Origin of the sequence: uncultured Maricaulis sp., from assembly GCF_963975345.1 — a bacterium.
GTDB lineage: Bacteria > Pseudomonadota > Alphaproteobacteria > Caulobacterales > Maricaulaceae > Maricaulis.
The window spans coordinates 119,099-145,776 of record NZ_CAXBGE010000008.1 but is presented as its reverse complement, the minus strand read 5'-3'; the positions used below and the strand labels follow the sequence as shown (position 1 = coordinate 145,776).

Sequence of the window (26,678 nt, the reverse complement as noted above, 5' to 3'; positions counted from 1 at the left end):
GACATCGAATCGGATGGTGAAAGGTCTTTATTACCCTTGTTGAACATATTGTCCGGCCCTCAATAGGCGGTCAGGATCGATCGCTGATCCTTCATACCAGATTTCATAATGCACATGTGTGCCCGTACTGCGCCCCGTTGTGCCCATTTCGCCGACTTGTTGTCCACGTTCGACAGTATCACCACGTCTCACAACGATGGCATTCATATGACCATAACGTGTCATGAAGCCATAACCGTGATCAATCTCGACCGTGCGACCAAACCCGTTCCGCCAGCCTGCGTAAACAACCCGGCCCGGTCCGGTCGCGACAATGGGCGCGCCACGATAGGCCGCGAAATCGACGCCGCGGTGTCCTGTTGGCCGCCGGGTGAACGGATCGAGGCGTACGCCGAAGCGGCTGGTGCGACGATAGGGAACAGACACCGGAATACCGAGCGGTCCGGTCTCGATGAAGCGTTCCAGTTCTTCCACTTCAAGCATGCGCGCGGCAACCCGGCTGATGCGTGAGGAAAATTCGGGTTCAACATGAGAGCCGTTCGAGAATAATTGCGTGTCGCTGATCGGAATGAAAGGGCCGCCTTGTTCTTCGCCATTATGGCCATTGGCGACGACATGATCGATATCCAGTCCGGTCAACCGCAGCACCGCCCGCAGGTTCTCCAGCCGTGCTTCGGTAACGTCTTCAGCCTCGGCCAGCACATTGTCCTGCTCGCCCATCAGATAGGAAATCTGGTCTTCTGGAGAATCAGACATCGCCGCGACATTGATCAAAGGATCACGCGCCATGCGCGGGGTCGGGTCGGCCGGCGTCGCCGCCATCAGGACGCGGTCATTATCGAGAGCCGGCGAGGGGGTCATCTCATTGCCGCTCAGCTGTTCAGCAAATTCAACCAACTGGCTGAGAGTCTCGTGGCGCATCTGGAATTCGTAGGCGGCGCGATCGAACTCTTCCATCCGCGATTCCATAAATGAATAGGCGGTGGCCTCACTGGCCTGCGCTTCGGCAACCATACGGTTGAGATTGATCCGCTCGCGCTGGATCTCGGCGTCCTTGGCCGCGAGGGCCTGGCCGTGAAAAGCGACGGAGACAGTGGAGTAGCAGAGCCAGCACGCCAGAACCGCAGCGCTCAGAAGCGCGCTGATCTGAACAGCGGTGGAAATCGCGAAATAGCGAACCTGACCATCGCTGCGATGGTAGATCTGCCGGTCCGGAAACCAACGTTGAGCTGTGCCCCACACAGCGAGTTTGAGTCTTGATAACATGCGTTACTTTGCCCAGACTTCCGCTTGCCCCGGTGCCCAAGTCGGGCATGTGACACAAAAGATCGTCAGTTTTCAACTCCTGTTTATGCAAGTGGTGCGCCGGTCGCAGCCAGCGGCAGATAATATTCCGACGGAAACGCCGCGCGGTCGCGGGCTTCAATGTTGAATGGTGGTTTTAAACTACCCCGATAATACTGTTGTACAAGGCGATGATAGCGGTCTGCGGGGGCATCGCCAGCGATGGAACAGACATGTTGGAACCAGCGCATTCCGGTGGCGACATGGCCGATCTCATCGCTGTAAATTACTTTGAGAATCCCGGCACTGATGGTGTCCCCGGCAGAATTCAACCGGTCGATCATGCCGGGCGTGACGTCAAGGCCGCGCGCTTCGAGCACCAGTGGCGCAATTGCCAGGCGCGCAGCCAGGTCGTGCCCCGTTGCCCGGGCGGCGTCCCAAAGCCCGTCATGTGCAGGCAGATCGCCATAGGCGGTTCCGAGGTCTTCCAGCCGATCGGCGATCAGGACGAAATGCCGCGCCTCGTCGTCCCCGACAGCGATCCAATCGGTGAGAAAAGCCGTTCGCTCCGCCTCGCCAAGCGACGGGTCGCCGCCAAACCGCACGGCCATGTCGATGGCCAGATCAATCGCATTGAACTCGATATGCGCGATGGCGTGCAGCAGAGCGGTACGGCCTTCCACCGAACTCAGGCGTCGGCGGGCCGTCCGACCCGGCGCGACCAGCTGTGGCCGGGCAGGTCGGGCCGGCGCCGCCGGTAAATCTGCCGTCGGCCAAGGGTGCGGCCAGCCCGGCGTGCCAGCTTGGGCGCTGCGATAAAGCGCGCGCGCCGCCGCAGCCTTTGCGCGGGGTTCGGCGGTTTGCAGGACTGCAATCGCCATTTGGCGTAAATCGCCGGGCGGATGGTTCACTTTGCCAGGCCCTGTGTGGCGGCGAGGACTTCATCGACATGCCCTTTGACCTTCACCTTGTGCCATATCCGGTTGAGGCGACCATCGGGTCCAATCAGGAAGGTCGAGCGGTCAATCCCCATATATTCCCGGCCGTAGAGTTTTTTCAGCACCCATGAGCCATAGGCTTCAACCGTGCTACCATCCTCGTCGGAGGCGAGCGTGACGGTTAATTCATGCTTGGCCTTGAATTTGTCATGCTTTTTTACGTTATCCTTGGACACGCCGATGATCGTCGCGCCGGCTTGACCGAACTCGGCGCTTGCCTTGGAGAATTCAATGGCCTGTGTTGTGCAGCCCGGGGTGTCATCCTTGGGATAGAAATAGAGAATAACCGTTTTGCCGCGTAACTCGCCCAGATCAATTTCGCCGCCGCCATCGGTGGCGAGCCGGAAATGTGGAGCCAGGTCGCCTGTCTTGAGATCGCTCATCTGTCCCTTTCTGCCGCCCCTTGGACGGTCGATTTCGCTGTCTCCCAGTGTGCGCGTCCTGCCGTCCGCGTCCAGTCGCGTCGCTGCGGGAGGACGGGGCTGATGCTTCGCAAGTCGCTGCGCCTTGGCGTGATCTATGCCCTGGAAGCTGTGGCGGTCCTGCTGGCCCTCGCCATTTTTGCCGTGGGGGCTCTGCTCGTGCGGCTCTCCAACGGCCCGATCGAGCTCGACTTCCTGCGCGGTGACGCACAAAGCATGCTGGCCCAGGCCTTCGAGGGCGATCTGGTGGCGCTTGGCGCGCTGGAGGCCCGCTTCGATCCGGCAAGCCGGGCGCTCGTGATTCTGGCACGCGATGTCACAATCGCCGAGAGCCAAGGCGACGTGATCGCTCGCGCACCCCTGCTTGAGGCCGGCTTTGCCGTTCAGGGCCTGCTGCTTGGCCGGATTGAGCCGGTCTCGGTCAACATCACTGGCGGCTCGATTTCCATCGTCCGTCGCGCCGATGGCGCTGTTGGTATTGGACTGGGCAGCGTCGAACGGGTGTCCGAGACGGCGCGGCGCCCGGCACGCGGCGGCGATGACAGTGCCTCCCTGTTCCAGCTGCTGCAGGATCCGGCCAATTCGCAAGGCTTGCTTGGCTCGCTGCGTCAGGCCGATATCCAGGGCGCGTCGGTGCGTATCGTTGATGCCATCACCGGTATTGATTGGTTCGTCGATTCCGCCAGCATGGCGCTTGATCGCGACGACAGCCGCATTCGCGCCGAGTTGACCGGCCAGTTGGCGACACCGTCCGGCTTTGCGCCGCTCGAAGTGCGCATCCAGGCTGGTGCGGCGCTCAATACCCTGTTGCTCGAAGCGCATGTGTCAGATCTGTCGCCCGCTGCGATCGCGCCGGGGGTCGGGCCGCTGTCGGCTCTGCGCATCCTCGACGCGCCGGTCAGTCTCAATTTACTCTTGAATGCCTCGCGCGAGGCGGGCATTCGCGGCGCTTCGATCAATCTCGATATCGGCTCTGGCCATATCCTGCGCGACGGTGAATCGACGGTGTTCGAGGGTGGCGCGCTGCACCTGAATTTCGATCCTGACGCCGGCGAACTGACCCTGTCGGAAGGTGCGGTCAGCTCTGAAGTATTCACAGCCGAACTCACCGGCCGCATTTATGAATTGAGTGATTATTCAGGCGCCCTGCCGATGCGCTGGCGGTACCAGCTCAGCGCCGGGCCGGGGCATGTCGACCTGGGCGGTGTCTTCGAGCGGCCGCCGATCTGGACCGCGCTCGAGCTGGCTGGTGCCGTCGATCTGAACCAGGCTCAAATCGTGCTGGAACAGCTTGATGTCGATCTCGGTCCAATCCAGGCCCACCTGGCGGGACAGGCATCCCTGTCGGAGGTCGAGGATGGGCGCTGGTTGCCCAATCTGCGGCTGAGCGGTCCAATCGAGGGCGATGTCCAGCCAGAAATCGTTCTGGCCTATTGGCCCGTCCTGTTGGCCGATTCGGCACGGGTCTGGATCCGCGAAGGCATTCTGGGCGGGCGCTATTTCAACGCCCGGCTCGATCTCGATCTCGACGCGGCCTCGGTTGCCGCCGGTGCCTTGGCCGACGACCGGCTGACCCTGGGTTTCGACTTTGAGAATGCCGTGGTGCGTTACGTCCCGGAAATGACCCAGATCGATCACGGACGCGGTCATGCGGTGTTACGCGGCAATGCGTTCGAAGTTGCTATGACGAGCGGACGGATCGGTGAGATCGAGCTCTCGCACGGTGTCGTCGATATCCCGCGCCTGAACCCCAAGGGAGCCTCGGCCCGTTTCGCTGGCGTCGCGCGCGGCAGCGCCGCTGCAATTCTCGCGCTGATCGACGAACCGCCGCTCTTCCTGACCTCCAATTTCGGCGTCAGCGCCGATATCGTTGACGGTGACGCTGAGGTCACCTTCGAATTCGAGCGGCCAATGGTCGACGAAGTCGACCCTGCCGACATTCCCTTTGTCATCAATGGCACGGTCGAGAACGCAATCGTGCAGGTGCCCGGTACCGAATGGAGCCTTACCGGTGGCCGGGTGCGAATACATGCCGATCCTGCCGGATTGACGGCGCAGTGCGATGGGCTGTTGCTGGAAGCTCCGGTCAGTTTCGCTTGGCACGAGGATTTCCGCGCCCAAGGTGATGAGCCGGCCACCACGTTCGATTTGACCGCCAATGTCGATGCTCGCGCCTTCGATCGGCTCGGCATTCCGGCGCGACGCTATCTCGATGGCGAGATCGCCTTGCGGGCGCGCGCGACGGGTCAAGGGATGGGCGTCAATGAGGTTCGTGTCGATGCGGATCTGCTCAATGCGAGCCTGGAGGTACCCGGTGGAGTCTGGGCCAAGGCGGCCGGTGCGCCGGGGCAGGCCGGTTTCACGCTCTCAATACAGGAGGCGGGTGGTTTCGCACTTGAAGACTTTCGTGCCGAGGCGGAAGGACTGGCCATTGCCGGTTCCGCGGAATTATCGCCACAAGGGCGCTTGGTGACGGCGAATATTGCACAGCTTCAGATCGACACCTTGGTCGATCTGGCCGGTACGCTGGCGGGACCGGAACAGCAGGGCGAAGCGTTCACGGCGCATTTGGCCGGGCGTTATCTCAATATCGGCGAGTTTATGCCGCACCTGCGTCAGTTGGGGCAGGGCGGCGACATGATTCCGCTCTCGGCGACGCTCGATGTCGGGCGGCTCATCGTTTCGGACCGCACTCAACTCGATGATTTCAGCCTGATCTGGCGCAGCGAAGCAGCCGGCATCCGGGCCTTCTCGCTGGCGGGAACCGCCAGCGATGGCCCCCTTCATGCCAGTTTTGGTGCCCCGCAGGACGGCGCGACGCGGGAATTGCGGCTTGAGGCGCAGTCGGCCGGGCGCTTGGCCGCGATCCTCGGTGTTGAAGGCTATGCCAGCGGCGGGCGCGTCTCGGTGTTGGGTGAAGCGCCGCCGCTGGGAATAAATGGCCCGCTGACCGCGCGTGTGGAAATTCGGGAAATGACCCTCGTCCAGGTTCCTATTCTGGCCCGAATTCTGGCGGCCGGGTCCTTCGAGGGTTTGTCGGCCCTGCTCAATGGCGAGGGAATTGAATTCGATGCGGTTGATGCCAGCGTGATGTTCGAGAACGGATTGCTGACGATCGAAGACGCGCGCGCCCGCGGCAGTGCGCTGGGCGTCACCGCCAGCGGTACGGTGGATTTCGCCAATCAGAGTGCGGCGATCGACGGCAATCTCGCCCCGTCCTACGTCCTCAATTCCTTCCTTGGCGATTTGCCGCTGATTGGTGACATGCTGGTTTCGCGGCCGGGTGAGGGCATTATCGGGATCGTCTATTCCGTTGAGGGCCCGTTCGATAGTCTGACCGTTTTCGCCAATCCGCTCTCAGTGCTGGCACCGGGCTTTCTGCGCCGGATATTCGAGGGCACTGCCGCAGATCGCGCGGCGCGGGATCGGGCCGATGCGCGGGCGGATAGTGCGGCGAGCGACGCAATTCCAGGCATTCTGCCGGATGAAGTGTTGCGCGAACTCGCACCGGCGGAGCCGGCTGGGCCTGAGGCCAATCCGTCCGAGCCGGATACGCCGACGCCGGACGATGCCGGGCCCGGTGAGGCTGCAACGGAGCAGCCCGGGCCGCGCTAGCCCTGGACCGGTTTGGCGAGGGCGTGACGCTTCTTGCCGATTGACAGCTTGATCGCCCCATCCTGCACCATGTCCGCGCTGGCCATCGCCATCGGATCGGTCAGTGTCTCGCCATTGACCTTCGCAGCGCCGGCCTTGATGTGACGGCGGACTTCGCCGTTTGATGCGGCCAAGCCGCACTCGACGAACAGTCCAACCAGTGACACGGCACCACCGTCCAGGTCGGTAAACTCGACTGTCGGCAGGCCTGCCCCTGCACCACCTTCAGCGAAGGTTTGCTGCGCCGTCTGCTCGGCCTCGCGCGCCGCCTGCGCGCCGTGCAACAAGGTGGTGGCTTCATTGGCGAGCCGGACTTTCGCCGTGTTGATATCGGCACCCTCGAGGGCTTCGAGGGCGGCGATTTCAGCCAGAGGCAGATCAGTGAACAGGCGCAGGAATCTGCCGACATCGGCATCCTCGGTATTGCGCCAGAACTGCCAGTATTCATAGCCGCTGAGCTGGTCGGCATTGAGCCAGACGGCGCCCTCGGCGGTCTTGCCCATCTTGGTGCCCGATGAGGTCGTGATCAGTGGCGTGGTGAAGCCGAACACTTCGGCCTGATCGACGCGGCGGCACAGCTCGACACCATTGACGATATTGCCCCATTGATCGGCCCCGCCGAGCTGCAGCGTGCAGCCATGGCGGCGCAGGAGTTCGAGAAAATCGACCGCTTGCAGCAGCATGTAGTTGAATTCCAGGAAGGTCAGCGGCTGTTCGCGGTCCAGCCGCAGCTTGACCGAGTCGAAGGTCAGCATGCGGTTGATGGTGAAATGCGGCCCGAACAGGCGCAGAAACTCGACATAGCCATAGGCCGAGAGCCAGTCATCATTGTCGACGACGATGGCATCGGTTGGTCCGTTGCCGATTTTCACCAGCGCGTTGAAGGCGGTCAGGATCGAGGTCTTGTTGGCCTGGATCTGTTCGTGGGTGAGCATGGAGCGGGTTTTGTCCTTGCCGGACGGGTCGCCAATCTTGGTCGTGCCACCGCCCATCAGGATGATCGGCTTGTGGCCGGCTTGCTGCATCCGCCGCAACATCATGATCTGAACCAGTGAGCCGACATGCAGGCTCGCGCCGGTCGCGTCGAAACCGATATAGCCGGTCACGATCCCCGCCTGTGCAGCCTCATCAAGCCCGTCCAGATTGGTGGACTGGAAATGGTAGCCGCGTTCAACCAGCGTGTTGACCAGATCGGATTTGTATTCGCTCATGACGTCTCTCCTGATACATGGGTTTCTAGGTCGACAATCGATGCGAGAAAAGAGGGCGCGCGCATGAATTACGTGATCGGATTGATGAGCGGTACCTCGCTGGATGGCGTCGATGCGGCTTTGATCCGGACCGATGGCGAACGGATCTCCGAATTTGGGGTTGGTGAGACCCGTCCATACAGCGCGCAGGAGCGCGCGGTGCTGCAAGCGGCGGTCGATGCGGCCTTGGCGTGGGATTTCCAGGGCGAGGCGCCGGATTTCTCGGGCGCCGAAGCGGTGCTGACAACCAGCCATGCCGAGCTTGTCGAGGTGGTAATCGCCAGTTCCGGCTTGCAACGACGACAGATCAGCTTGGTCGGCTTTCACGGTCAAACCGTGCTCCACCGCGCCCCGGCAGGCCGGCGGCATGGCCGCACGCTGCAGCTGGGCGATGGCGCCGCGCTGGCCGAACGACTGGGCATTGATGTTGTCTATGATTTTCGCAGCGCCGATATTGAAGCGGGCGGGCAGGGTGCGCCTCTGGCCCCGCTGTATCACGCCGCACTGGTCGCGCAGGGCGCTCTGGACCTGCCGCTGGCCGTGGTCAATCTCGGCGGCGTCGCCAATGTCACCTGGCTCGCGCCCGACAGTGACCCGGTCGCCTTCGATACCGGACCGGCCAACGGCCTGATCGATGCCTGGTGTCAGCAGCGGCTGGGCACCAGTCATGACCGCAATGGCGAGTTGGCGGCGCGCGGCAAGATCGATGCGCCGGCATTGAAAGCTTTGATGAAACACCCGTTTTTCGCCAAAGCACCCCCGAAATCCCTCGACCGTTGGGACTTCTCACTCGATGCTGTGCAGCATCTCAGCGATGCTGATGGGGCCGCGACTTTGACGGCGTTTACGGCCCGCACGGTGGCGGCGGCGATCGATCAGCTCGGCCAACCTGGACGTATCCTCGCGACCGGCGGCGGACGGCATAATCCGGTCCTGATGCGGACAATGGGGGCCGCGATGGGCGTTCGTCCCGAACCGGTCGAGGCGGTTGGCTGGCGCGGCGATCTGCTGGAAGCCGAGGCTTTCGCCTGGCTGGCCGCCCGGGTGACCGCCGGGCTTCCCACCAGCATCCCGTCGACGACCGGTGTGTCGCGTCCGACCTGTGGTGGTCGTCTCGCTCACGCCAAAGCCTGATATCCGGACGGGTGACATGAAAACGCCGCCGGCTGCGAGGCCGGCGGCGCTTTTATTGGATGCGTCCGTCGAAGCGTTTAACGCTTGCCGGTGATCTGGCGTTCGGAGCGTTCCTTTTCGACCAGCGGGATGCGCTCGTCGAGATAGGTATTCATCCGCCGCTCGAGTTCCGGCAGGTGTTCAGTGAACAGGTGATTGGCGTCGGGGATGATATCGCGTTTGATCTCGATCCCTTTTTGCACACGCACTTTCGACATCACCCGCTCGACATCGTCGACCGGCACGATCTTGTCAGCGCCGCCATGGACGATGATGCCCGAGGCCGGGCAGGGAGCCAGGAAGGTGAAGTCATACATATTGGTCGGCGGTGCCACCGAGACGAAACCGGCAATTTCTGGTCGCCGCATCAAAAGCTGCATACCAACCCAGGCGCCGAAGGAATGGCCCGCGACCCAGCAATAGCGCGCTGTCGCATTATAGCCCTGGACCCAGTCGAGCACGGTGGCGGCATCGGACAATTCGCCCAAGCCCTGGTCATAGCTGCCCTGGCTGCGGCCAACGCCGCGGAAATTGAAGCGCAGGGTCGCGAAATTTCGCTTGCGGAATGAATCATACATCATCTCCACCAGCGGGTTCTCCATATGCCCGCCGCCGAGCGGATGAGCGTGGAGAATCAGCGCGACAGGCGCCGTTGGGTCTTCGCTCGGGCTGTAACGCCCTTCAAGCCGACCGGCTGGGCCGGGAATGATTACGTCAGGCATTCAGTCTCGCCTTCCTGGGTGCTGCCACCGATTTCGTGTGACCATGCGGCAAATCGCGCCTTGTAACGGCGCGTAACCGGGGTCATATAGTTGACTAACCTACTCGGATATTGGACTCGCATGCCCAGCATTGAGCGCGCGTCCCTCCGAAGGGCCGGGTCTTAGCATGATCACTATGCGAGATGCGAGTGTTTAAGGAGGCAAACGCATGAAGCTGAGCACCAAGGGGCGTTACGCCGTGATGGCGATGGCCGACCTTGCCGCCGCGAGCGGCGACGGTCCGGTGACATTGGCGGATATCGCCTCACGCCAGTCGATCTCATTGTCCTACCTGGAACAATTGTTTGCGAAGCTGCGTCGGGCCGAGGTGGTTTCCAGTGTGCGCGGGCCGGGCGGGGGCTATCGCCTCAGTCGCGCGGCTTCCGAAATCCGCATTTCCGATATCATTTCCGCCGTTGACGAACCTTTGCGCGCGACCCGCTGTTCCAACGCCAAGGGCTGCCTGGCCGATGGCCGCCGCTGTGTCACCCATGATTTGTGGGATGAGCTGGGCCGGCATATTTTCCTGTTTTTGAGCTCTGTTTCGCTGGAAGACGTGACCGAGCGGCGGCTTCAGGGCTCGGCCAGTGGCGCGACGGGACGGTTTGAACGGGCCATCAGCCTCGGCCTCAACCACCAGGCGGCCGAATAGCATCATGCGGCTCTATCTCGATCATAACGCCACAACGACGGTGAGGCCGCAGGTGATTGCGGCGATGGCTGATGCGATGACCCGCACCGCCAATCCGTCCTCCGTGCACCGCGATGGCCAGCAGGCAGCGCGCGCCGTCGAGGATGTGCGCCGCGTGGTGGGCCGTTTGTTGTGCGCCCGGGCGGAGGATGTGATCTTCACCTCCGGCGGCACCGAAGCGACCAATCTGGCGCTGCACTCGGCGATTGATGCTGGCAACGCCAGACGGCTGATCGTCTCGGCGCTCGAGCATGAGGCGATCGCTTCGACGGCGCGCGCCTCCGGTCTGCCAGTCGAAATCCTGCCGGTGACGCCCACCGGGACTGCCGACCTGGCTTGGCTGGAGCAGCGCCTGGCAAAGTGGGACGCCGAGCAGGATGGTCGCCCCGTGTTGGCCCTGATGCTGGCCAATAACGAGATCGGCACAATTCAGCCGGTCGAGGCCGCGGCGGCGATGATCCATGAACATGACGGGTTGATGATCGTCGATGCCATCCAGGCCGTCGGCAAGATCGCCGTCGATTTTGCGGCGCTCGGCGCGGATTACATGGCGATTTCGGCCCATAAATTCGGTGGCCCACAGGGCGTTGGCGCTCTGATCGCCGCCTGCAATGCGCCGCTCTCGCGCCATCATCATGGCGGTGGCCAGGAGAAGGGCCGTCGCGGCGGGACGCTGAATGTTGCCGGCATTGCCGGGCTTGGCCAAGCGCTGGAGCTGGCTGTCGCCGACCTTGATCAATTCGCGGCTTTGGCCGATTGGCGCGATGCCCTGCAAGCGCGCCTGAAAACGGCCGCTCCCGAAATCGAGATCCTCGGCGAAGGTGCTCCGCGCCTGCCCAATACACTCTCCATCGCGCATCCGTCCTGGAAGGGCGAGACGCAGGTGATGGCGATGGATCTGGCGAATATCTCGATCAGCGCCGGTTCGGCCTGTTCCTCCGGCAAGACGCGCGGCTCCAAGGCGGGCCTGGCGCTCGGCCTCAAGACCGGCCCCGCCGAGGGCCTGATCCGGATCAGCTTCGGCTGGCCCTCGAATGAAGACGATATCGATGCGTTTGCGTGCGCCTGGACGGCTGCGCACACCCGCATCGCCCCGAAAACACCGGTGAACGCCTGAAGGCGATAGGAATTATGGCAGCGATCAAACAAACCATCGACGATGTCCGCGAGCTGGAATCCGGCAAGTACAAGTATGGCTTCACGACCGATGTCGAACAGGACATCGCGCCGAAGGGGCTGAATACCGACATCATCCGCTATATCTCTGCTTCCAAGGACGAGCCGCAATGGATGCTCGACTGGCGCCTCGCGGCCTATGAGCGCTGGCAGGAGATGAAAAATCCGGAATGGGCCAATGTCCGTTTCCCGGAGATCGATTATCAGAATATCCGCTATTATGCCGGTGCCAAGGGCGGCGTGAAATACGAGTCAATCGATGACGTGCCCGAGGAAATCCTCGCCGACTTCGCCAAGCTGGGCATTCCGCTGCGCGAGCAGGAAGTTTTGCTCGGCGTCAAGGGTTCAGAAAACAAGGTCGCGGTTGATGCCGTGTTCGACAGCGTCTCCGTTGTGACCACCTTCAAGAAGGAGTTGGCCAAGGCAGGCGTCATCTTCTGCCCGATCTCCGAAGCCCTGCGTGATCATCCCGAACTGGTGCGCAAATATCTTGGTACGGTGGTTCCCGCGTCTGACAATTTCTTCGCGACGCTTAATTCAGCCGTCTTCTCCGACGGGTCCTTCGTCTATGTGCCGCCCGGCGTGCGCTGCCCGATGGAGCTCTCGACCTATTTCCGGATGAATGCCGAAGGCACCGGCCAGTTCGAGCGCACGCTGATCATCGCCGACAAAGGCTCCTATGTCTCTTATCTGGAAGGCTGCACCGCGCCGATGCGCGACGAGAACCAGCTCCACGCTGCCGTGGTCGAACTGGTCGCGCTCGATGATGCCGAGATCAAATACTCGACCGTTCAGAACTGGTGGCCCGGTGATGCTGACGGCAAGGGCGGGGTGTATAATTTCGTCACCAAGCGCGGCGATTGCCGCGGCAAGAATGCCAAGATCTCCTGGACCCAGGTCGAGACCGGATCGGCGATCACCTGGAAATATCCGTCCTGCATCCTGCGCGGCGAGAATTCGCGTGGTGAGTTTTATTCGATCGCGGTGACCAATGGTCATCAACAGGCCGATACCGGCACCAAGATGATCCATCTCGGCAAGGGCTCGACCAGCCGCATCATTTCCAAGGGGATTTCGGCGGGCAAGTCCGACCAGACCTATCGTGGCCTGGTCTCGGTCCATGCCAAAGCGGAAGGTGCGCGCAATTTCACCCAGTGCGACAGTCTGCTGATCGGCGATACCTGCGGCGCTCACACTGTGCCCTATATCGAGTGCAAGACGCCCAAAGCCATTCTTGAGCACGAGGCGACGACGACGCGCCTGTCGGAAGATCAACTCTTCTACGCCCGCCAGCGCGGCCTCTCCGAGGAGCAGGCGACCGCTCTGCTGGTCAATGGTTTCGTGCGCGACGTGTTGCAGCAATTGCCAATGGAATTTGCCGTTGAGGCGCAAAAACTTCTCGCGGTCAGCCTTGAGGGGAGTGTGGGATGAGCTTGAAAAACCGCATTTTGCTGGCGCTTGGTTGCTGTGCCCTGATTGGCGGCGCGGGCTGTGCGCAGGATTTTGAACAGCCGGACTTTGCCCATGATGAGGGTCAGCCCTGGTGTGATGAGTTGGCGGCCGGCAATGGTGCCACCGACTGCGCCCTGCTGTTCGACGAGGATCACCTATTGTTCTTCGACTATGCCTCGACATCGCGCGGCACGCGCCTGACCGTCAATCTCAACACCCTCGAAGGCCAGGAAGTTCAAAGCTTTGGCCCGATCACCATCGAGGACGCCATGGCCAGTCCGGCCCTGCGCGACATCAATGGCGATGACCGTGAAGAGCTCTTCATTCCGCTGCTGACCGGCAATGTGAATACGCTCTGGTCGGTCTGGCAGCAGGACGATGAAGGCCTGTTCCAGCGGGTTGGCGAACTGTCAGGCTTTGGCGTTGATGCGTTTGACGTCCGCGACGGGCTGGTGATCACCCGATCGCGCGGCGACGCGGCGACCTCTTATGAAACGGCCAGCCGGCTAACCGTCGACGGGCTCGGGACGGTCTATGAGTTGCTGATCGATCATGCCGCCCATGACTGCCGCCTGCTGGACCAAAGCGGGATGGCGGCGATGCGGCTGTCGGCGACCGCCGTAGTCGCGGCCTGCAAGGCGCAGGATTGGTAGCCTCGAATTCTATTTGAACCTCGGCGAGTTGCGCCGACAAATCTGATGACCGTAAGAGAGTGAAATGCTTAAAATCAATAATTTACATTGCAAAGTTGAAGACCAAGATGAGGTCGAAAAATTTATCCTCAATGGTGTCTCGCTTGAGGTTCCGGCCGGGGAAGTGCATGCGATCATGGGCCCCAACGGCTCCGGGAAGTCGACGCTTTCCTACGCCGTCACCGGCCGCGATGGCTATGATGTGACCGAGGGCTCGATCGAGTTCAATGGTGAGGAGATTGGCGCTCTGGCACCGGAGGAACGCGCTGCGCGCGGGCTGTATCTCTCCTTCCAGTATCCGGTTGAAATCCCCGGCGTGCCGACGCTGATCTTCCTCAAGGAAGCGCTCAACGCCCAGCGCGCCGCACGCGGTGAGGCCGAGGTTACGGCGCCGGCATTTATCAAGCTGGCGCGCGAGAAAGCCAAGCAGCTTTCGATCTCGATGGACATGCTCAAACGCCCGGTCAATGTCGGCTTTTCCGGCGGCGAGAAGAAGCGGCTGGAAATCCTGCAGGCGCTGATCCTGGAGCCGAAATTCCTGATCCTCGACGAGACCGATAGCGGGCTCGATATTGATGCGCTCAAAGTGGTCGCCGACGGCGTCAACACGCTGCGCTCACCGGAGCGGGGCATGCTGGTCATCACCCACTATCAGCGCCTGCTCGATTACATCAAACCCGATGTCGTCCACATCCTGGCCGCTGGCCGCATCGTCAAATCCGGTGGTCCCGAGCTCGCGCATGAGCTGGAGGCCGAAGGCTATGACAAATATATCGGAGAGGCGGCCTGAGCATGGGAGTGATCAAACCTATCGCGGCTGAAACCGCCCTGATCGATACGCTCGAGGGCGCGACCGGTTGGCTGGGCCAATTGCGTGAGGCAACCCGCATTCAGGGCCTGCCGACGCGGCGCCATGAAATGTGGAAATGGTCAGATCTGCGCCGCGCCGCCGGTGAGATCACCACGGCTGGCTCGATCACCCTCACAGGTGCCGCCAGCGGCGCGTTGGAGCCCGCTGACGGCGAAACTGTCGAGCTGGGCATACATGCCAGCGCCGGCGCCAGCGCCGCAGTCCTGGGCCTGACCGTGAAATCCGGACGTTCCGTAACCCTGGTCGAGCGCTATAGCAGCGCTGCCGGTTCGCTGGGCAATTTCCATCTCGATATCGCCATCGAGAGCGGTGGGCGGCTTGAGCGGATCTGCGTCCATGACGAGGCGGAGGAGGGCGTGTTGATCGCCTCCTCGAGCATCGATCTGGCGACAGATGCCAAACTGACCCAGATCGCGCTCGCATTCGGCGGCAAGCTGATGCGCAATGAGACACATGTGATGCATGCCGGCGAACACAGCGAAGCGAGCCTGCACGGCGTCTATCTGCTCGATGAGGGCCGTCATTTCGATTACACGACCTCGGTCCATCATACCGGCCCCGGCGGCACGACGCGCCAGCTGGTGAAGGGCGCCGTCGCGGCCCATGCCCGCGGGGTTTTCCAGGGCAAGTTCAAGGTTGACCGTTTGGCCCAGCACACCGACGCAAAGATGACCCATCGCGCCCTTATGCTCGATGACCGCGCCGAAATTGACGCCAAGCCGGAACTTGAAATCTATGCCGATGATGTCCAGTGCGCCCACGGCAATGCGATCGGTGCGCTCGACGAGACGGCGCTGTTCTACATGCGCCAACGCGGCATTCCATTGGTCCAGGCGCGGGCATTGCTGATCGAGAGCTATTTGGCCGAACCGCTGGATTTCGTCTCGGGTGAGGCTTTGCGCGACGAGTTGCGGGCGCGGCTGCAACAGCGATTGAGAGCGATCTCATGACCGCTCAATCCAGGGTCAATTTGGCCAAATCCGTCACGGCGCCGCTCAACATTCCGGCGATCCGCCATGAATTCCCGATCCTGCAGCGCGAGATCAATGGCCAGCCTCTGGTCTATCTCGACAATGCCGCCTCGGCGCAAAAGCCGGAATTCGTGATCGAAAGCGTCGCCGGGGTCTATCGGGCCTACTATGCCAATGTGCATCGCGGCCTCCACACCCTGGCCAATGAATCGACCGAGGCGTTTGAACTGGCGCGCGATGATGTGCGCCGTTTTATCAATGCGACACGCGCCGAAGAGATCGTTTTCACGCGCGGATCGACCGAGGCGATCAACCTGCTCGCCCACTCTTTCGGCCAAAGCCTCAAGGCCGATGACGAGATCATCGTCAGCCGGATGGAGCATCACTCCAATATCGTGCCGTGGAGAATGCTGGCAGATGCCAAGGGTTTGACCCTGAAATGGGCCGATGTAACCCCTGCCGGCGAACTGGATTATCCACAGCTGGCAGACTTGGTTAATCCAAGGACGAAGCTGATCGCGATCAGTCATATGTCCAACGTGCTCGGCACCATCAATAATGCACAGCGCATCATGGAAATCGCTCGGGCCGCCGGTGTGCCGGTGCTGTTCGATGGGTCACAATCGGCGGTACACATCCCCGTCGACATGCAGGCGCTGGGCTGTGATTTCTTCGTCTTCACCGGTCACAAGCTGTACGGCCCATCCGGCATTGGCGTGCTCTACGCCAAGGGCGACTGGCTTGATCGTCTGCCGCCTTTCATGGGCGGCGGCGAGATGATCGCCGATGTCTATGAGGACCGGCTGACCTTCGCCGATCCGCCACACAAATTTGAAGCCGGCACGCCACCAATCGCCGATGCAATCGGGCTGGGCGCTGCGATCCGCTGGCTGGAACGCCATGACCGCGCAGCCATTATGGAGCATGAACGCGCCCTGATGGACCGGGCTGTCGCCGGCATGGCGCAAATCGAGGGTGTGCGCATTATCGGCACCGCCCAGGACAAGGGCGCGATTATCAGTTTTGCCATGGATGGTGCACACCCACACGATCTCGCGCAAATCCTCGACAAATATGGCGTGGCTATCCGTGCGGGGCATCATTGTGCCCAGCCTTTGATGCGTCATATGGGCGTCAATGCGACGGCGCGTGCCAGTTTTGCCATCTACAACACCACCGACGAGGCCGATGCGTTTGTCGACGCATTGAAAAAGGCCCGCGAGTTTCTCATCTAGGTAGGATCATGACCGATAGCACAACCCGAGACGTCATCGACCTGTCCGGACCGTCCACGCGGACGCCGGACGCAGAGTTATCAGCGGTTCCGGTTGCCGACGCACCGAAACCGGAGCCGATTCCGGTTGAGGAATTGGCCCAGATCACCGATGAGGTCATCGTCCAGCTCAAAACCGTGTATGATCCGGAAATTCCGGTCGACATCTACGAGCTTGGCCTGATCTACAAGGTCGATCTCGAAGACGACCGGACGCTGAAAGTCGTGATGTCGCTGACAGCGCCAGGCTGCCCGGTGGCGGGCGAAATGCCCGGCTGGGTCCAGGACGCGGTAGAGCGCGTCGAGGGCGTCAACAAGGCGACGGTTGAGCTGACCTTCGATCCACCCTGGACTCCGGACCGCATGTCCGACGAGGCCCGGCTTTCCCTGAACATGTTTTGACCAACGGAAAACCTATCATGGCACGACGCGAAAGACCCAAGGCCGTCACCCTGTCCGAGGCTGCTGCGACACGGGTCAAATCCATCATGGCCCGGCGCGGTGCCGGATTCTTGCGCGTTGGCGTCAAGAATGGCGGCTGCGCCGGCATGGAATATGTGATGGATTATGTCGAAGCGCCGGAAATGCTCGACGAGCGCGTCGAGGACAAGGGCGTTGAGATCGTACTTGAATCCAAGGCCTTGCTCTTCCTGCTCGGCACCGAGTTGGACTATGAAACGACGACGCTGCACTCCAAATTCGTCTTCCGCAACCCCAACCAGACCGATGCCTGCGGCTGTGGCGAGAGCGTCACCATCGTGCCGGTCCGCGAGATGTAAGCCTGATGCAGCTCTTCTATTCGCCGACCTCGCCCTATGCCCGCAAATGTCGCGTTCTGGTGCGCGAGCTCGGCCTGCTTGAGCTGGTTTCGGAAATTGATGCCAACCCCTTCGAAGACGGGGCAGGGCTGCTGCAGGCCAATCCGCTCGGCCGTGTGCCTTGCCTGGCGCTGGAGGATGGCCGCGCGCTGACCGAGAGCAGTCTGATTGCGGCCTGGCTCAATGACCAGGCCAAAACGCCTTGGGCCTCCAGCTGGGATGATCGCCGCATCGAGGCCTTGGGTTCAGGCTTGCTTGATCTCGCAGTGGCCCGCCGGGTCGAGATGGTGCGCGAGGCTGCGCTGTTCAGTGATTTCTGGATTGGCCGCCGTGAACGCGGAATCCTGCGCGCGCTCGATGAGCTGGAAGCGGAAGCCCCGGCGCTGACCTCGCCGCAAAGCCTTGGCGCGCTGACGGTCGCCATCGCGGTGGATTATCTTGATTTTCGTTTCCCGGAGAGTCTGTGGCGCCAGGGTCGGCCCGGTCTGGAGGGGCTGCACCGGGTCTGGGCCCAACGGGAGAGCTTCTCCCTCACGGCTCCGCCTGCCGGCTGACACAAAAAACGCCGCCCGGTTGAGGCGGCGTTTTCATTTCAGCTTGTCAGCGCCAAATTCAGGCGGCTGAGCGACCGCGCTCGCTGACGGCACCATCGGTCGTGGTGCGATTACGGCCCTCTGTCTTCGAGCGGTAGAGATGGGTATCGGCGCGTTCGATCAGGGATTCGATGGACTCATTGTCCTGGAAGGTCGCGACGCCAAGTGAGATCGTGATGTTTCCCAAATCCTCATTGGTGGATTTGCGCAATAATTTCTTTGATTCAACAGTGCGGCGGATTTTCTCAGCGATCTGCATCGCCTCTTCGGGGCTCGTGCCGGGCATGACAATGCCGAACTCCTCGCCGCCATAGCGCGCCACAACATGGGTTTCTGGAGCATGGCGTGTCAGGCATCCCGCGACGAAGCGGATGATCTGGTCACCGGTCTGATGGCCCCAAGTGTCATTGAAGCGTTTGAAGAAATCGATATCGCACAAGACCAGGCTCATCGGCGTGCCCTTGGTTTCGGACTCGCGGCGCGCCTTGCGCAGGCTCTCGTCGAAGCGTTTGCGGTTGGCGATTCCGGTGAGGGCGTCGGTCATCGCTTCTTCACGGACGCGTTCGAGATTGTCGCGCAACTTGGTGACTTCTTTCGACGTCGCCTGCAATTTGTTTTCGAGATCATGGCTGCGGCGCTGCATTTTCGCCGTCGCCGATACCAGAGATTCAACGAGTTTCTTGATGCCCGGGTCCGTGGCAGCTTCGCCGAGCTGCGAGGTCGCACCAGCCAGGGTTTCGCCATAGGCAGCGGTGTCGGCTTCAGCCGCTATCAGAGTGTCACGGACCGTGCCGAGTTCACGGCTCATCATGCCGCCACTTTCCAGAATGGCGTCCTGAATGGCGCTCCACTGGAAATACTGCTCGAACAGTTCGGAGCTGATTTCGGGTGTGAATGTGGTTTCGGACTGGATGTGGTGACGGACCGACTCGCACAATTCCGGATTGGTATCGCTGGCGAAGCAGACCCAGACGGCGTAGTTTTCCGGCGTCGGCGGAACATTGAATTGTTCCATGAGCTCAAGCGCTTTTCGCGCGAACTCCTGCCCTTCTTGTCCCAGCAACCGTCCGTTCACGAGAAACCCTTCCTTATCGAAGCCAACGAACGGGTCGGTGGCCTTTCAAGCAAGCTATCCGGGAAACGGAAAGAAGAGGTAAAAATTGCTCATAACGTATGAGTTTTTTTGATTGAGGGGGCAGGAAATAGCCCCCTCAATCAGCCGCAGTTTGGCCGGGCGGAGTGATCAGGCTCCGGTCAGCATGAATCCGGGGACGTGTTCGCCAAAGCCAACGACATCGCGATCATGGCCTTCGTCATGATTGCGGCGCGACCCGGATTTGCGTTCATTCGAACGCTCATTCGATCGTGCATTGCGCGCCGGCTTCGGCTGCGGAGCCTGAGCGGGTTCGCGGGTTTCTGGCGTGACGGGCATGGGCTTGGCAGCCGGCTTGGCGGCTGCAGGCTCGGGCGCCTTTTCGACCTTGGCCGGCTGAATAGCTGCGGTGACCGGTTCGGCGGCGGTTTCGGCGACAGATTCCGTTTTCGATTCGCGCGGCTTGCGGCTGGAACGGCGTCCGCGCGGCGTGCGCGGTGCGTTGGCCTCGGCCTCTGGAGCGGCGGGTTCGGGCTCTGCGGCCGTCACAGCAGATGGCGTTGGTGCAGGCGATGCGGCCACAGATGGCGGCGCGCCAGCGGCGGGCATGTCAGGAATGTCCTGCCGCGTCAGTTTGAGGATGGCGGCGAGATTCTTTTCGTCGCCCGGCGCCATGATGGTGATCGAAGTGCCGGTCTTGCCGGCGCGCCCGGTCCGACCGATGCGGTGGACATAATCATCGGCATGGTGCGGCATGTCGTAATTGAACACATGGCTCACATCAGGGATGTCGAGACCGCGTGCCGCGACGTCGCTGGCGACCAGGAAGCGGATGCTGTCATCCTTGAACCCGGCCAGGGTTGCGGTGCGCACGGATTGATCGAGATCACCATGGATCGGCGAGGCGGGGATACCGAATTTCGTCAGCTCGCGCGCCACCATGTCCACATCGCGTTTGCGATTGCAGAAGATGATGCCGTTCTTGACGCCGTCGCGTGACATCGCTTCGCGCAGGGCGGTCCGCTTGGTCTTGGGCTGGGCGTCGCGGACGCGGACGAGATATTGTTCGATATTGGCGCCCGCTGTGGCTGGGCGTCCGACCTCGACCCGGACGGGGTCGTTGAGGAAGCGGTCGATCAGGCTTTTGATTTCGTTCGGCATGGTGGCCGAGAAGAACAGGGTCTGCCGGCGCGGCGGCGTCAGCGAGAAAATCTTTTCCAGATCGGGAATGAAGCCCATGTCGAGCATGCGGTCGGCTTCATCGACGACCAGGATCTGGACGCCATTGAGCAGGAGTTTGCCGCGGCCGAAATGATCGAGCAGCCGGCCCGGGGTCGCGATCAGCACATCGGCTCCGCGATCAAGAATGGCCTGTTGGGGTCCAAACGCGACGCCGCCGATCAGCAGGGCCATGGAGAGCCTTTGCCCCTTGGCATAGGATTCGAAATTTTCAGCGCACTGGGCGGCGAGTTCACGGGTCGGTGCAATGATCAGCGAGCGTGGCATGCGGGCCTTGGCCCGGCCGCGCGAGAGCAGTTCGATCAGGGGCAGCACAAAGGCCGCTGTCTTGCCGGTGCCGGTCTGGGCAATGCCCAGCACGTCGCGTCCGGTCAATGCGGGCATGATGGCGCCGGCCTGGATCGGTGTGGGCTCTGTATAGCCCGCTGCAGTGATGGCAGTGAGCAGTTTCGGGCTTAACCCGAGGTCTTCGAACGTCATGGCGTCCTTTTAAATCTGAAGCAGCAATAGGCTGGGAGCAAAATGACGTGGCCGCGCCGAAACGGCGCGGCCACGAATGAGGTGCAAAATACGTCTCCTGCGCGTTCTGTCAACGTACAGGCGGCTTTTCGTCAACGACGATAGGCGAAAGGCCTCTCGTCCGTGATATCCATGTAACGGTCGCGCAGCCGGGTTTCGCGCGATGTCATGTCGGTCGGTTCACCATTGATCAACATCGCCACCGGCGCGCTCATCACTTCCAGCGGATCGCCGTCCCACACCACAACATCTCCGGTATAGCCCGCAGCCAGGGCGCCGAAACGGTCCCCGACGCCATAGATTTGAGCCGGTGTCAGCGTGATCGAGCGGAAGGCTGCATCCCACGGCACCCCATGGGCGACGGCATTGCCGGCGTGCTGGGTCAACAGGCGGGCGTTGAAATACCCATCGGCGGTTTGGGTGGTGTAAGCGACGGTGACGCCAGCGCGCTGGAGCCGTTGGGCGGCCTCCAGCGTCGATGCAATCGCATCGAAGGAGCTGGGCAGGTTGCGAAGTGGATCCATCAGCACCGGCACGCCGGCGGTGGCCAGTTCGTCGGCTACCATCCAGGCTTCAGCACCGCCGAGGATAATCAGCTGCATTGGCGCATTTTCGCGCTGGAACCGCAAGGCCCGGCGGATATCAGCCGCCCGATCGAGGTCCATCACCAGCGGGATACGCCCGCGCACCACCGGCACGAGTGCCGCAGCGTCATAGCGATTGAGGGCATCGCCCTCATGATCGCCGCTGAAGCGGCCGGGATAGCCCCGGGCATCAGCAAAGGCTGCAGCCAGATAGGTCCAGGCTGCCGAGCGGGACCCGCCGGCTGTTGCTGCACCGGACTGGCTGAGATCGGCGAACACAAAACTGTCTTCTTCAAACAGCGAGGTGCTGGACCCGGTCGTGTCGATCAACGCGCCCTGGCCGGCAAAGATATTCCAGCCGGTGGAGGGATAGAGCGCCGCACGGGTGATGCCGCCGATCCGGTTCGACGCGATATGCGTGCCGGCCGGATTGAAGCTGTCGGCGACGTCGAGTGCGACCGAATAGGGCGAGTCATCGGCGCTGTCATCGGTGGTCGAATCTTCCAACGCGACCTCGATCAGGCCCAACTGGGTGACGGGCGCGAAAATGCCCGGCGTGATCCAGCCGCCTTGGGCGTCGATCACGGTCGTGCCGACCGGAATGGTGACGTCATTGCCGACGGCAACAATCGAGCCGTCACGCAGCAGGACGGTACCATCCTCAATGATGCCGGCGTCGGTATTGGTGACGACGCGGCCATTGGTGACGGCGTAGGACTGGGCGAGGCCTGGCGCGGCCAGGGCCATGCTGAGCGCAATGGCAGATATGAAGCGGTTCATTATTCGTCTCCCTCACCAGGTTGGCCGAGCATGAAGTCACGAACGGGCTGCATGTCCTCGTCGCGGCGATCATAGGTCAAGGCACCGTCGATCCAGACCCGATCGGCGCGTGAGTAGGTGCTGAACGGATCGGCAGACCACAGCACGATGTCTGCGCGCTTGCCGACTTCCAGCGACCCTGTCTGATCGAGAATGCCCAGCGCTGTGGCCGGGTTGGAGGTCAACCAGCGCCAAGCGTCGGCTTCGGAAATATCGATCCCGGCCCGGCGGCCATCGGCCAGCGCCTTGGCAACTTCCTGGTTGAGACGCTGAATGCCCATTTCGCTGTCGGAATGGATCATGGCGCAGGCACCGCCTGCATGGATCATTGGCAGGTTTTCGCGGATGGAATCATACGCTTCCATCTTGAACCCGCCCCAATCGGCCCACACCGCAGCACAGGTGCCTTCGGCGGCAAGCAGGTCGGGGATCTTATAGGCTTCCACCGCGTGGTGGAAAGCGGCGACGTGATAGCCGAACTCATGCGACAGGTCGATGATCTGCGCCATCTGGTCGGCGCGATAGCAATGCATCTCGACGAGAATTTCACCATTCAGCACGCCCATCAGCGTATCGAGACCAAGGTCGCGGGTTGGCGGCGTCGCGTCTTCGCCGGCCTCGGCACTATCCCAGTATTCCTGCCAGCTGCGGCGATATTCGGTGGCACGCTGCCAGGCGGCGCGATAGCCGGCCATATTGCCCATATCGGTCGCCGGCGATTGGTTGCGACTGCCATAGACGCGTGACGGATTTTCGCCACACGCCATTTTCAGCGTGTAGGGCGCGCCGGGAAATTTCATTTCCTGGACCGTGCGCGCGGCGACATTGCGCAGCGTGATACCACGGCCACCGAACAGATTGCCTGAGCCTGGCAGGACGCTGATCGTTGTCACACCGCCGGCGAGGGCGGCTTCAAAACCGACATCCTGGGGCCAGACGGAATGTTCGGCCCAGACCTGCGGCGTCACCGGCGAGGTCATCTCATTGCCATCATTATTGGCATCGACACCTGGTGACGGGTAATCGCCGAGGTGGGAGTGGATATCGATGATCCCAGGGGTGACATAGCGACCCGTCGCATCGATCACCGTCGCGCCGTCGGGCGCCACCAGGCCGGTGCCAACAGCCGAGATGCGGCCATTCTCGACCAGCACATCGCCGTTTTCGATCTGACCGCCGACACCGTCGATCACGGTGGCGTGCTGGATCAGCGTCACGCCGCTCGCGCGCGGCACATAGGTTGAGGGATAGGGATCAAGGCTATAGCGGACGACTGCGTCGCTATCGCCGCTTGCGCTTTGCGTGCTGTCCCCGGAGGTGTCCGGAGCGCTGCACGCGGCCAGCGCCAAGACGGCGGCGAGCGCCGTCGCTGGCATCCATGCTTTCAATGTCATCGTGATTGCTTCCCCAATTACACCCGTTGAATCACACACCGGGCAAAGTTGAGGGAATAGAGCGCGTTTGCGCCGGGCGCGTCAAATTAACGATATTGTAATGCGGCGATTGAGCGCGACAGCACAGCGGCGTCGATCCACCTCGCATTCTCCGATAAACCTGCCTCATGACCCAGCCCGCCCCCTTCGACATCTTTCTCGTTACCGCGCCGGGCCTTGAAGCCATGCTGTGCGCGGAGCTGGTGGAGAAGGGCTTTCCCGAGCCGCACGCCGAATCCGGCGGCGTCACCATCAAGGGCGGCTGGAGCGATGTCTGGCGTGCCAATCTGGAGATCCGCGGTGCCAGCCGCGTGCTGGCGCGGATCGGCGCCTTTCATGCCGTGCACTTGTCCCAGCTCGACAAGCTGGCGCGCCGTTTCCCTTGGGGCGAGGTATTGCGCCCGGACGTGCCGGTGCGCGTCGATGCCAGCTCGAAGCGTTCGAAAATCTATCACGCCGGCGCCGCCGCCCAGCGCATCGAGACCGCGATCCGAGAAGAGCTCGGCGCGCCAATCACAAGCGACGCCGCCGTGCAGGTCAGGGCGAGGCTGGAGGATAATCTGTGCACGCTGAGCATCGACACTTCCGGTGAGCTTCTGCACAAGCGCGGCTACAAGCAGGCCGTCGCCAAGGCGCCGATGCGCGAAACTCTCGCCGCGCTCTTCTTGCGCGAGTGTGGATATGACGGGTCTGAGCCGGTGCTCGACCCGATGTGTGGCTCGGGCACCTTCATCATCGAAGCCGCCGAGATTGCTGCCGGCCTGGCGCCCGGCCGCACCCGCGAATTCGCGTTCGAGCAGCTGGTTGGATTCGACCAAGCGGCCTGGGACAAGATGCGAGCCCCACGCGAACCGCGGACAACCGATCTGCGCTTTTACGGCTCCGACCGCGATGCCGGCGCCATCCGCGTCGCCCGCGACAATGCCGAACGCGCCGGCATTGCGTCCCTCACGCAGTTTCAGCAATGCCCCGTCTCCGAGCTGGAGGCGCCCGACTGTGAGCCCGGCCTGGTCATCATCAATCCGCCCTACGGCACCCGCATCGGCAACAAGACCGCCCTGCAAGGACTTTATCGCGGTCTCGGTAAAACCTTGATGACGCGGTTTGCCGGCTGGCGGGTTGGGCTCGTCACCACCGAGGTCGATCTCGCCCGGGCGACGCGCCTGCCATTTGGCGCACCGGGGCCCTATGTCGATCATGGCGGGTTGAAAGTAAGGTTGTTTGCGACCGGGGTGTTGGCGTAGGGGCTAGGCTGGTTCGTCCAGAGTCCACCGGCCATTACATTTATCGATCCAGTGGCGTGAGTGGGTCGCCGCGATAATCGTTCCGGGAAAGTTTGCGAACACAGAATCGAGGACCTCCAGCCCGGCGGCGTCGAGATTGGTCTCAATTTCGTCGAGCAGGAGTATGGCCGGTTGGCGTGCCAGGGCGCGTAACAGGATGATCCGTTTTTTCTGACCCAGGGAGACACCTTCCCCCCTTGGGCCAATGCGGGTGTCTCCGCCCTGATTGAGTTCGTCGATCAATTGACGATAGCCATACGTGGCCAGCTGGGTTTCCAGATCGTCGGCACGGCGGTGTCGGATATTGGCATTGACACTGCCGCGCATCAGCGGTGCATCCAGGCTGGCCAGCGCCACGATGCGCCGCAGCGAGCGCATCGATCGTTTCGCCGTGGACTGGTGATCGATGGAGATATATCCGGCCGTTGGCTCTTCCAGACCGGCGATCAGGCCGAGAAGACGGCTCTTGCCCGAACCATTTCGACCGGTCAGAGCGATGCGGGCGCCGGCGGCGGCCTTGAACCCCAGTGGATTGAACACCCCCGCCAATTCCAGCCCGCGCAGCCGGATGTCGCCGCCGCGCTTGCGCAGGGCCCGGGCATCGCTGCGCTCGTCAAGCGTGTTCAGGGCGAGGAAAGCGGCAATCCGGTCACGTGATATCGTCGCCAGCGCATGATATTCCAGCACCCGCCCGAGCTCGCGAATGCGCGGCGTCAACAATCCACCAATGATCACGGTCGTGGCAGCGGAATGCAGCGCGACACTTCCGGTCAATTTCCAGTCGAGCAAGACCAGCAGCGGGATGCTCGAGGCCGCCGCTTCGGCAATCGCCCGCAGCGCGCCGGCCCAGCGGGTGCGATCGACCATGGTGGTGGTCAGAGCGCTGCTGCGTTTGTCGATCCGTGTGATCTCCCTGTCAGATGTGCTGTAAGCTTGGACGCTGGACAAGGCCTCGGTGCGATCGACGATGAAGCGGGCCAGGCGGCCGCGTTGCTTGCGGGCCAGGTTTCCAGCATCGCGCAGCCGGCTCAAAAGTAAGATCTGGATCAAAATACCGACGAGAATGACGAGCCCGAGCAGGGTGCCCAAATGCCAGCTTTGCAGGGCAATAACCGTCACGGCAGTGATCAACAGCGGTGCGCCGACCAGGATGCTGACGCTGCCGCGCGCATACCAGGTTTTCAGTGCCGTCAGGTCACCGATGAAACGCAGCAGGACATCACGCGGGACCGGCCGGCTGCCGCGGGTTGGCAGTTTGAGTAAATGGGTGGCCATGGCGAGCCGCGTGGCGTGGGCCACTTCCTGACCCAGCCGTTCGCCATCCAGCCGCTCGCGAAACCGCAGCCAGACGCTGACAATGACGGCCAAAACCACCAAGGTCAGCGTCAGGGGCTCCCAGCGTTCCGGATGACTGAGCAGACGCGTCAGACCCAGCGCCACGCCGGCCAGGGCGATGGCCTGACCGATCGCGATCAACACGACCACCATTAAATGGTGCCGGGCCCGGACTGGCAGACTCCGGAAGGAAAACAGTCCCGGTGTTGTCCCCGTCATGTCCAAACCGTCGTCTGCGAGTCCGGTTGGGTTCAATGTGTCTGTCATCTCTCCGTCGCCCACCGCTATTGCATC

Annotated in this window: 23 protein-coding genes; 13 read left to right on the top strand and 10 right to left on the bottom strand. The window is 62.0% G+C overall.

Annotated features, from left to right (window positions below; all coding sequences use genetic code 11):
• Window positions 1-30: 30 nt before the first annotated feature.
• The 3 genes from AAC029_RS10390 to AAC029_RS10380 form a co-directional block, all read right to left on the bottom strand.
• Window positions 31-1,266 carry a peptidoglycan DD-metalloendopeptidase family protein gene (locus tag AAC029_RS10390; protein ID WP_339747230.1) on the bottom strand — a complete coding sequence of 412 codons (1,236 nt, stop codon included), beginning with the start codon at window positions 1,264-1,266 and terminating at the stop codon, window positions 31-33.
• 83 nt (window positions 1,267-1,349) lie between these two features.
• The gene (locus tag AAC029_RS10385; RefSeq protein ID WP_339747227.1) at window positions 1,350-2,165 is read right to left on the bottom strand and encodes a ferritin-like domain-containing protein; all 816 of its coding nucleotides are present in this window, start codon (window positions 2,163-2,165) and stop codon (window positions 1,350-1,352) included.
• A 26-nt stretch (window positions 2,166-2,191) separates the two neighbouring features.
• Window positions 2,192-2,665, bottom strand: a complete 474-nt coding sequence (locus tag AAC029_RS10380) for a peroxiredoxin (RefSeq protein ID WP_339747225.1) — start codon at window positions 2,663-2,665, stop codon at window positions 2,192-2,194.
• 102 nt (window positions 2,666-2,767) lie between these two features.
• On the opposite strand from AAC029_RS10380, the gene AAC029_RS10375 reads away from it, so the two are divergent.
• Window positions 2,768-6,319, top strand: coding sequence for an AsmA-like C-terminal region-containing protein (locus tag AAC029_RS10375; protein ID WP_339747222.1), 3,552 nt, complete (start codon window positions 2,768-2,770; stop codon window positions 6,317-6,319).
• On the opposite strand, the gene tyrS is transcribed toward AAC029_RS10375, so the two are convergent.
• On the bottom strand, window positions 6,316-7,569 hold the full coding sequence (gene tyrS / locus AAC029_RS10370) for a tyrosine--tRNA ligase (RefSeq protein WP_339747219.1): 1,254 nt from the start codon (window positions 7,567-7,569) through the stop codon (window positions 6,316-6,318). The two genes, AAC029_RS10375 and tyrS, sit on opposite strands and share 4 nt — an antisense overlap.
• A 63-nt stretch (window positions 7,570-7,632) precedes the next feature.
• Here tyrS and AAC029_RS10365 point away from each other — a divergent pair, with 63 nt between their 5' ends.
• A complete protein-coding gene (locus AAC029_RS10365; protein WP_339747216.1) occupies window positions 7,633-8,742 on the top strand; it encodes an anhydro-N-acetylmuramic acid kinase in 1,110 nt (369 codons plus the stop codon).
• A 77-nt stretch (window positions 8,743-8,819) separates the two neighbouring features.
• Here the strand turns inward: AAC029_RS10365 and AAC029_RS10360 are convergent, their stop codons facing one another.
• Window positions 8,820-9,503 (bottom strand): alpha/beta hydrolase, encoded by a 684-nt coding sequence (locus AAC029_RS10360; protein ID WP_339747213.1) that lies wholly within the window; start codon window positions 9,501-9,503, stop codon window positions 8,820-8,822.
• 208 nt (window positions 9,504-9,711) lie between these two features.
• Between AAC029_RS10360 and AAC029_RS10355 the strand changes: the two genes are divergently transcribed.
• The 10 genes from AAC029_RS10355 (at window position 9,712) to AAC029_RS10310 (ending at window position 18,040) form a co-directional block, all read left to right on the top strand.
• Complete coding sequence (locus AAC029_RS10355; RefSeq protein WP_339747210.1) at window positions 9,712-10,194, top strand: Rrf2 family transcriptional regulator; 483 nt, start codon at window positions 9,712-9,714, stop codon at window positions 10,192-10,194.
• A gap of 4 nt (window positions 10,195-10,198) precedes the next feature.
• Window positions 10,199-11,350, top strand: a complete 1,152-nt coding sequence (locus AAC029_RS10350; RefSeq protein ID WP_339747207.1) for a cysteine desulfurase family protein — start codon at window positions 10,199-10,201, stop codon at window positions 11,348-11,350.
• 14 nt (window positions 11,351-11,364) lie between these two features.
• Window positions 11,365-12,840: a Fe-S cluster assembly protein SufB gene (gene sufB / locus AAC029_RS10345; RefSeq protein ID WP_339747204.1), complete on the top strand. Its 1,476-nt coding sequence runs from the start codon at window positions 11,365-11,367 to the stop codon at window positions 12,838-12,840.
• The gene (locus AAC029_RS10340; protein ID WP_339747201.1) at window positions 12,837-13,514 is read left to right on the top strand and encodes a hypothetical protein; all 678 of its coding nucleotides are present in this window, start codon (window positions 12,837-12,839) and stop codon (window positions 13,512-13,514) included. The genes sufB and AAC029_RS10340 overlap by 4 nt, the downstream gene beginning before the upstream one ends.
• 64 nt (window positions 13,515-13,578) lie before the next feature.
• Complete coding sequence (sufC, locus tag AAC029_RS10335; protein WP_339747198.1) at window positions 13,579-14,343, top strand: Fe-S cluster assembly ATPase SufC; 765 nt, start codon at window positions 13,579-13,581, stop codon at window positions 14,341-14,343.
• Between the two features lie 2 nt (window positions 14,344-14,345).
• Window positions 14,346-15,374, top strand: a complete 1,029-nt coding sequence (locus AAC029_RS10330) for a SufD family Fe-S cluster assembly protein (protein ID WP_339747195.1) — start codon at window positions 14,346-14,348, stop codon at window positions 15,372-15,374.
• Window positions 15,371-16,630, top strand: a complete 1,260-nt coding sequence (locus tag AAC029_RS10325) for a cysteine desulfurase (RefSeq protein WP_339747192.1) — start codon at window positions 15,371-15,373, stop codon at window positions 16,628-16,630. Before AAC029_RS10330 ends, AAC029_RS10325 begins: the two co-directional genes overlap by 4 nt.
• A gap of 8 nt (window positions 16,631-16,638) precedes the next feature.
• The gene (locus AAC029_RS10320; protein ID WP_339747189.1) at window positions 16,639-17,070 is read left to right on the top strand and encodes an SUF system Fe-S cluster assembly protein; all 432 of its coding nucleotides are present in this window, start codon (window positions 16,639-16,641) and stop codon (window positions 17,068-17,070) included.
• A gap of 17 nt (window positions 17,071-17,087) precedes the next feature.
• Window positions 17,088-17,447: an iron-sulfur cluster assembly accessory protein gene (locus AAC029_RS10315; protein ID WP_339747187.1), complete on the top strand. Its 360-nt coding sequence runs from the start codon at window positions 17,088-17,090 to the stop codon at window positions 17,445-17,447.
• A 5-nt stretch (window positions 17,448-17,452) separates the two neighbouring features.
• On the top strand, window positions 17,453-18,040 hold the full coding sequence (locus AAC029_RS10310; protein WP_339747184.1) for a glutathione S-transferase N-terminal domain-containing protein: 588 nt from the start codon (window positions 17,453-17,455) through the stop codon (window positions 18,038-18,040).
• A gap of 58 nt (window positions 18,041-18,098) precedes the next feature.
• Here AAC029_RS10310 and AAC029_RS10305 read toward each other — a convergent pair whose 3' ends face one another.
• From AAC029_RS10305 to AAC029_RS10290, 4 genes are all read right to left on the bottom strand, one after another.
• The gene (locus AAC029_RS10305; RefSeq protein ID WP_339747182.1) at window positions 18,099-19,094 is read right to left on the bottom strand and encodes a GGDEF domain-containing protein; all 996 of its coding nucleotides are present in this window, start codon (window positions 19,092-19,094) and stop codon (window positions 18,099-18,101) included.
• Between the two features lie 228 nt (window positions 19,095-19,322).
• Window positions 19,323-20,891 (bottom strand): DEAD/DEAH box helicase, encoded by a 1,569-nt coding sequence (locus AAC029_RS10300; RefSeq protein ID WP_339747180.1) that lies wholly within the window; start codon window positions 20,889-20,891, stop codon window positions 19,323-19,325.
• A 131-nt stretch (window positions 20,892-21,022) separates the two neighbouring features.
• Window positions 21,023-22,294 (bottom strand): amidohydrolase family protein, encoded by a 1,272-nt coding sequence (locus tag AAC029_RS10295; RefSeq protein WP_339747177.1) that lies wholly within the window; start codon window positions 22,292-22,294, stop codon window positions 21,023-21,025.
• A complete protein-coding gene (locus tag AAC029_RS10290) occupies window positions 22,294-23,727 on the bottom strand; it encodes an amidohydrolase (RefSeq protein WP_339747174.1) in 1,434 nt (477 codons plus the stop codon). Before AAC029_RS10290 ends, AAC029_RS10295 begins: the two co-directional genes overlap by 1 nt.
• Before the next feature lie 167 nt (window positions 23,728-23,894).
• Here AAC029_RS10290 and AAC029_RS10285 point away from each other — a divergent pair, with 167 nt between their 5' ends.
• The gene (locus AAC029_RS10285; RefSeq protein ID WP_339747171.1) at window positions 23,895-25,010 is read left to right on the top strand and encodes a class I SAM-dependent RNA methyltransferase; all 1,116 of its coding nucleotides are present in this window, start codon (window positions 23,895-23,897) and stop codon (window positions 25,008-25,010) included.
• Window positions 25,011-25,013: 3 nt separating this feature from the next.
• Here AAC029_RS10285 and AAC029_RS10280 read toward each other — a convergent pair whose 3' ends face one another.
• Window positions 25,014-26,651: an ABC transporter ATP-binding protein gene (locus AAC029_RS10280; protein WP_339747168.1), complete on the bottom strand. Its 1,638-nt coding sequence runs from the start codon at window positions 26,649-26,651 to the stop codon at window positions 25,014-25,016.
• Between the last annotated feature and the right edge of the window lie 27 nt (window positions 26,652-26,678).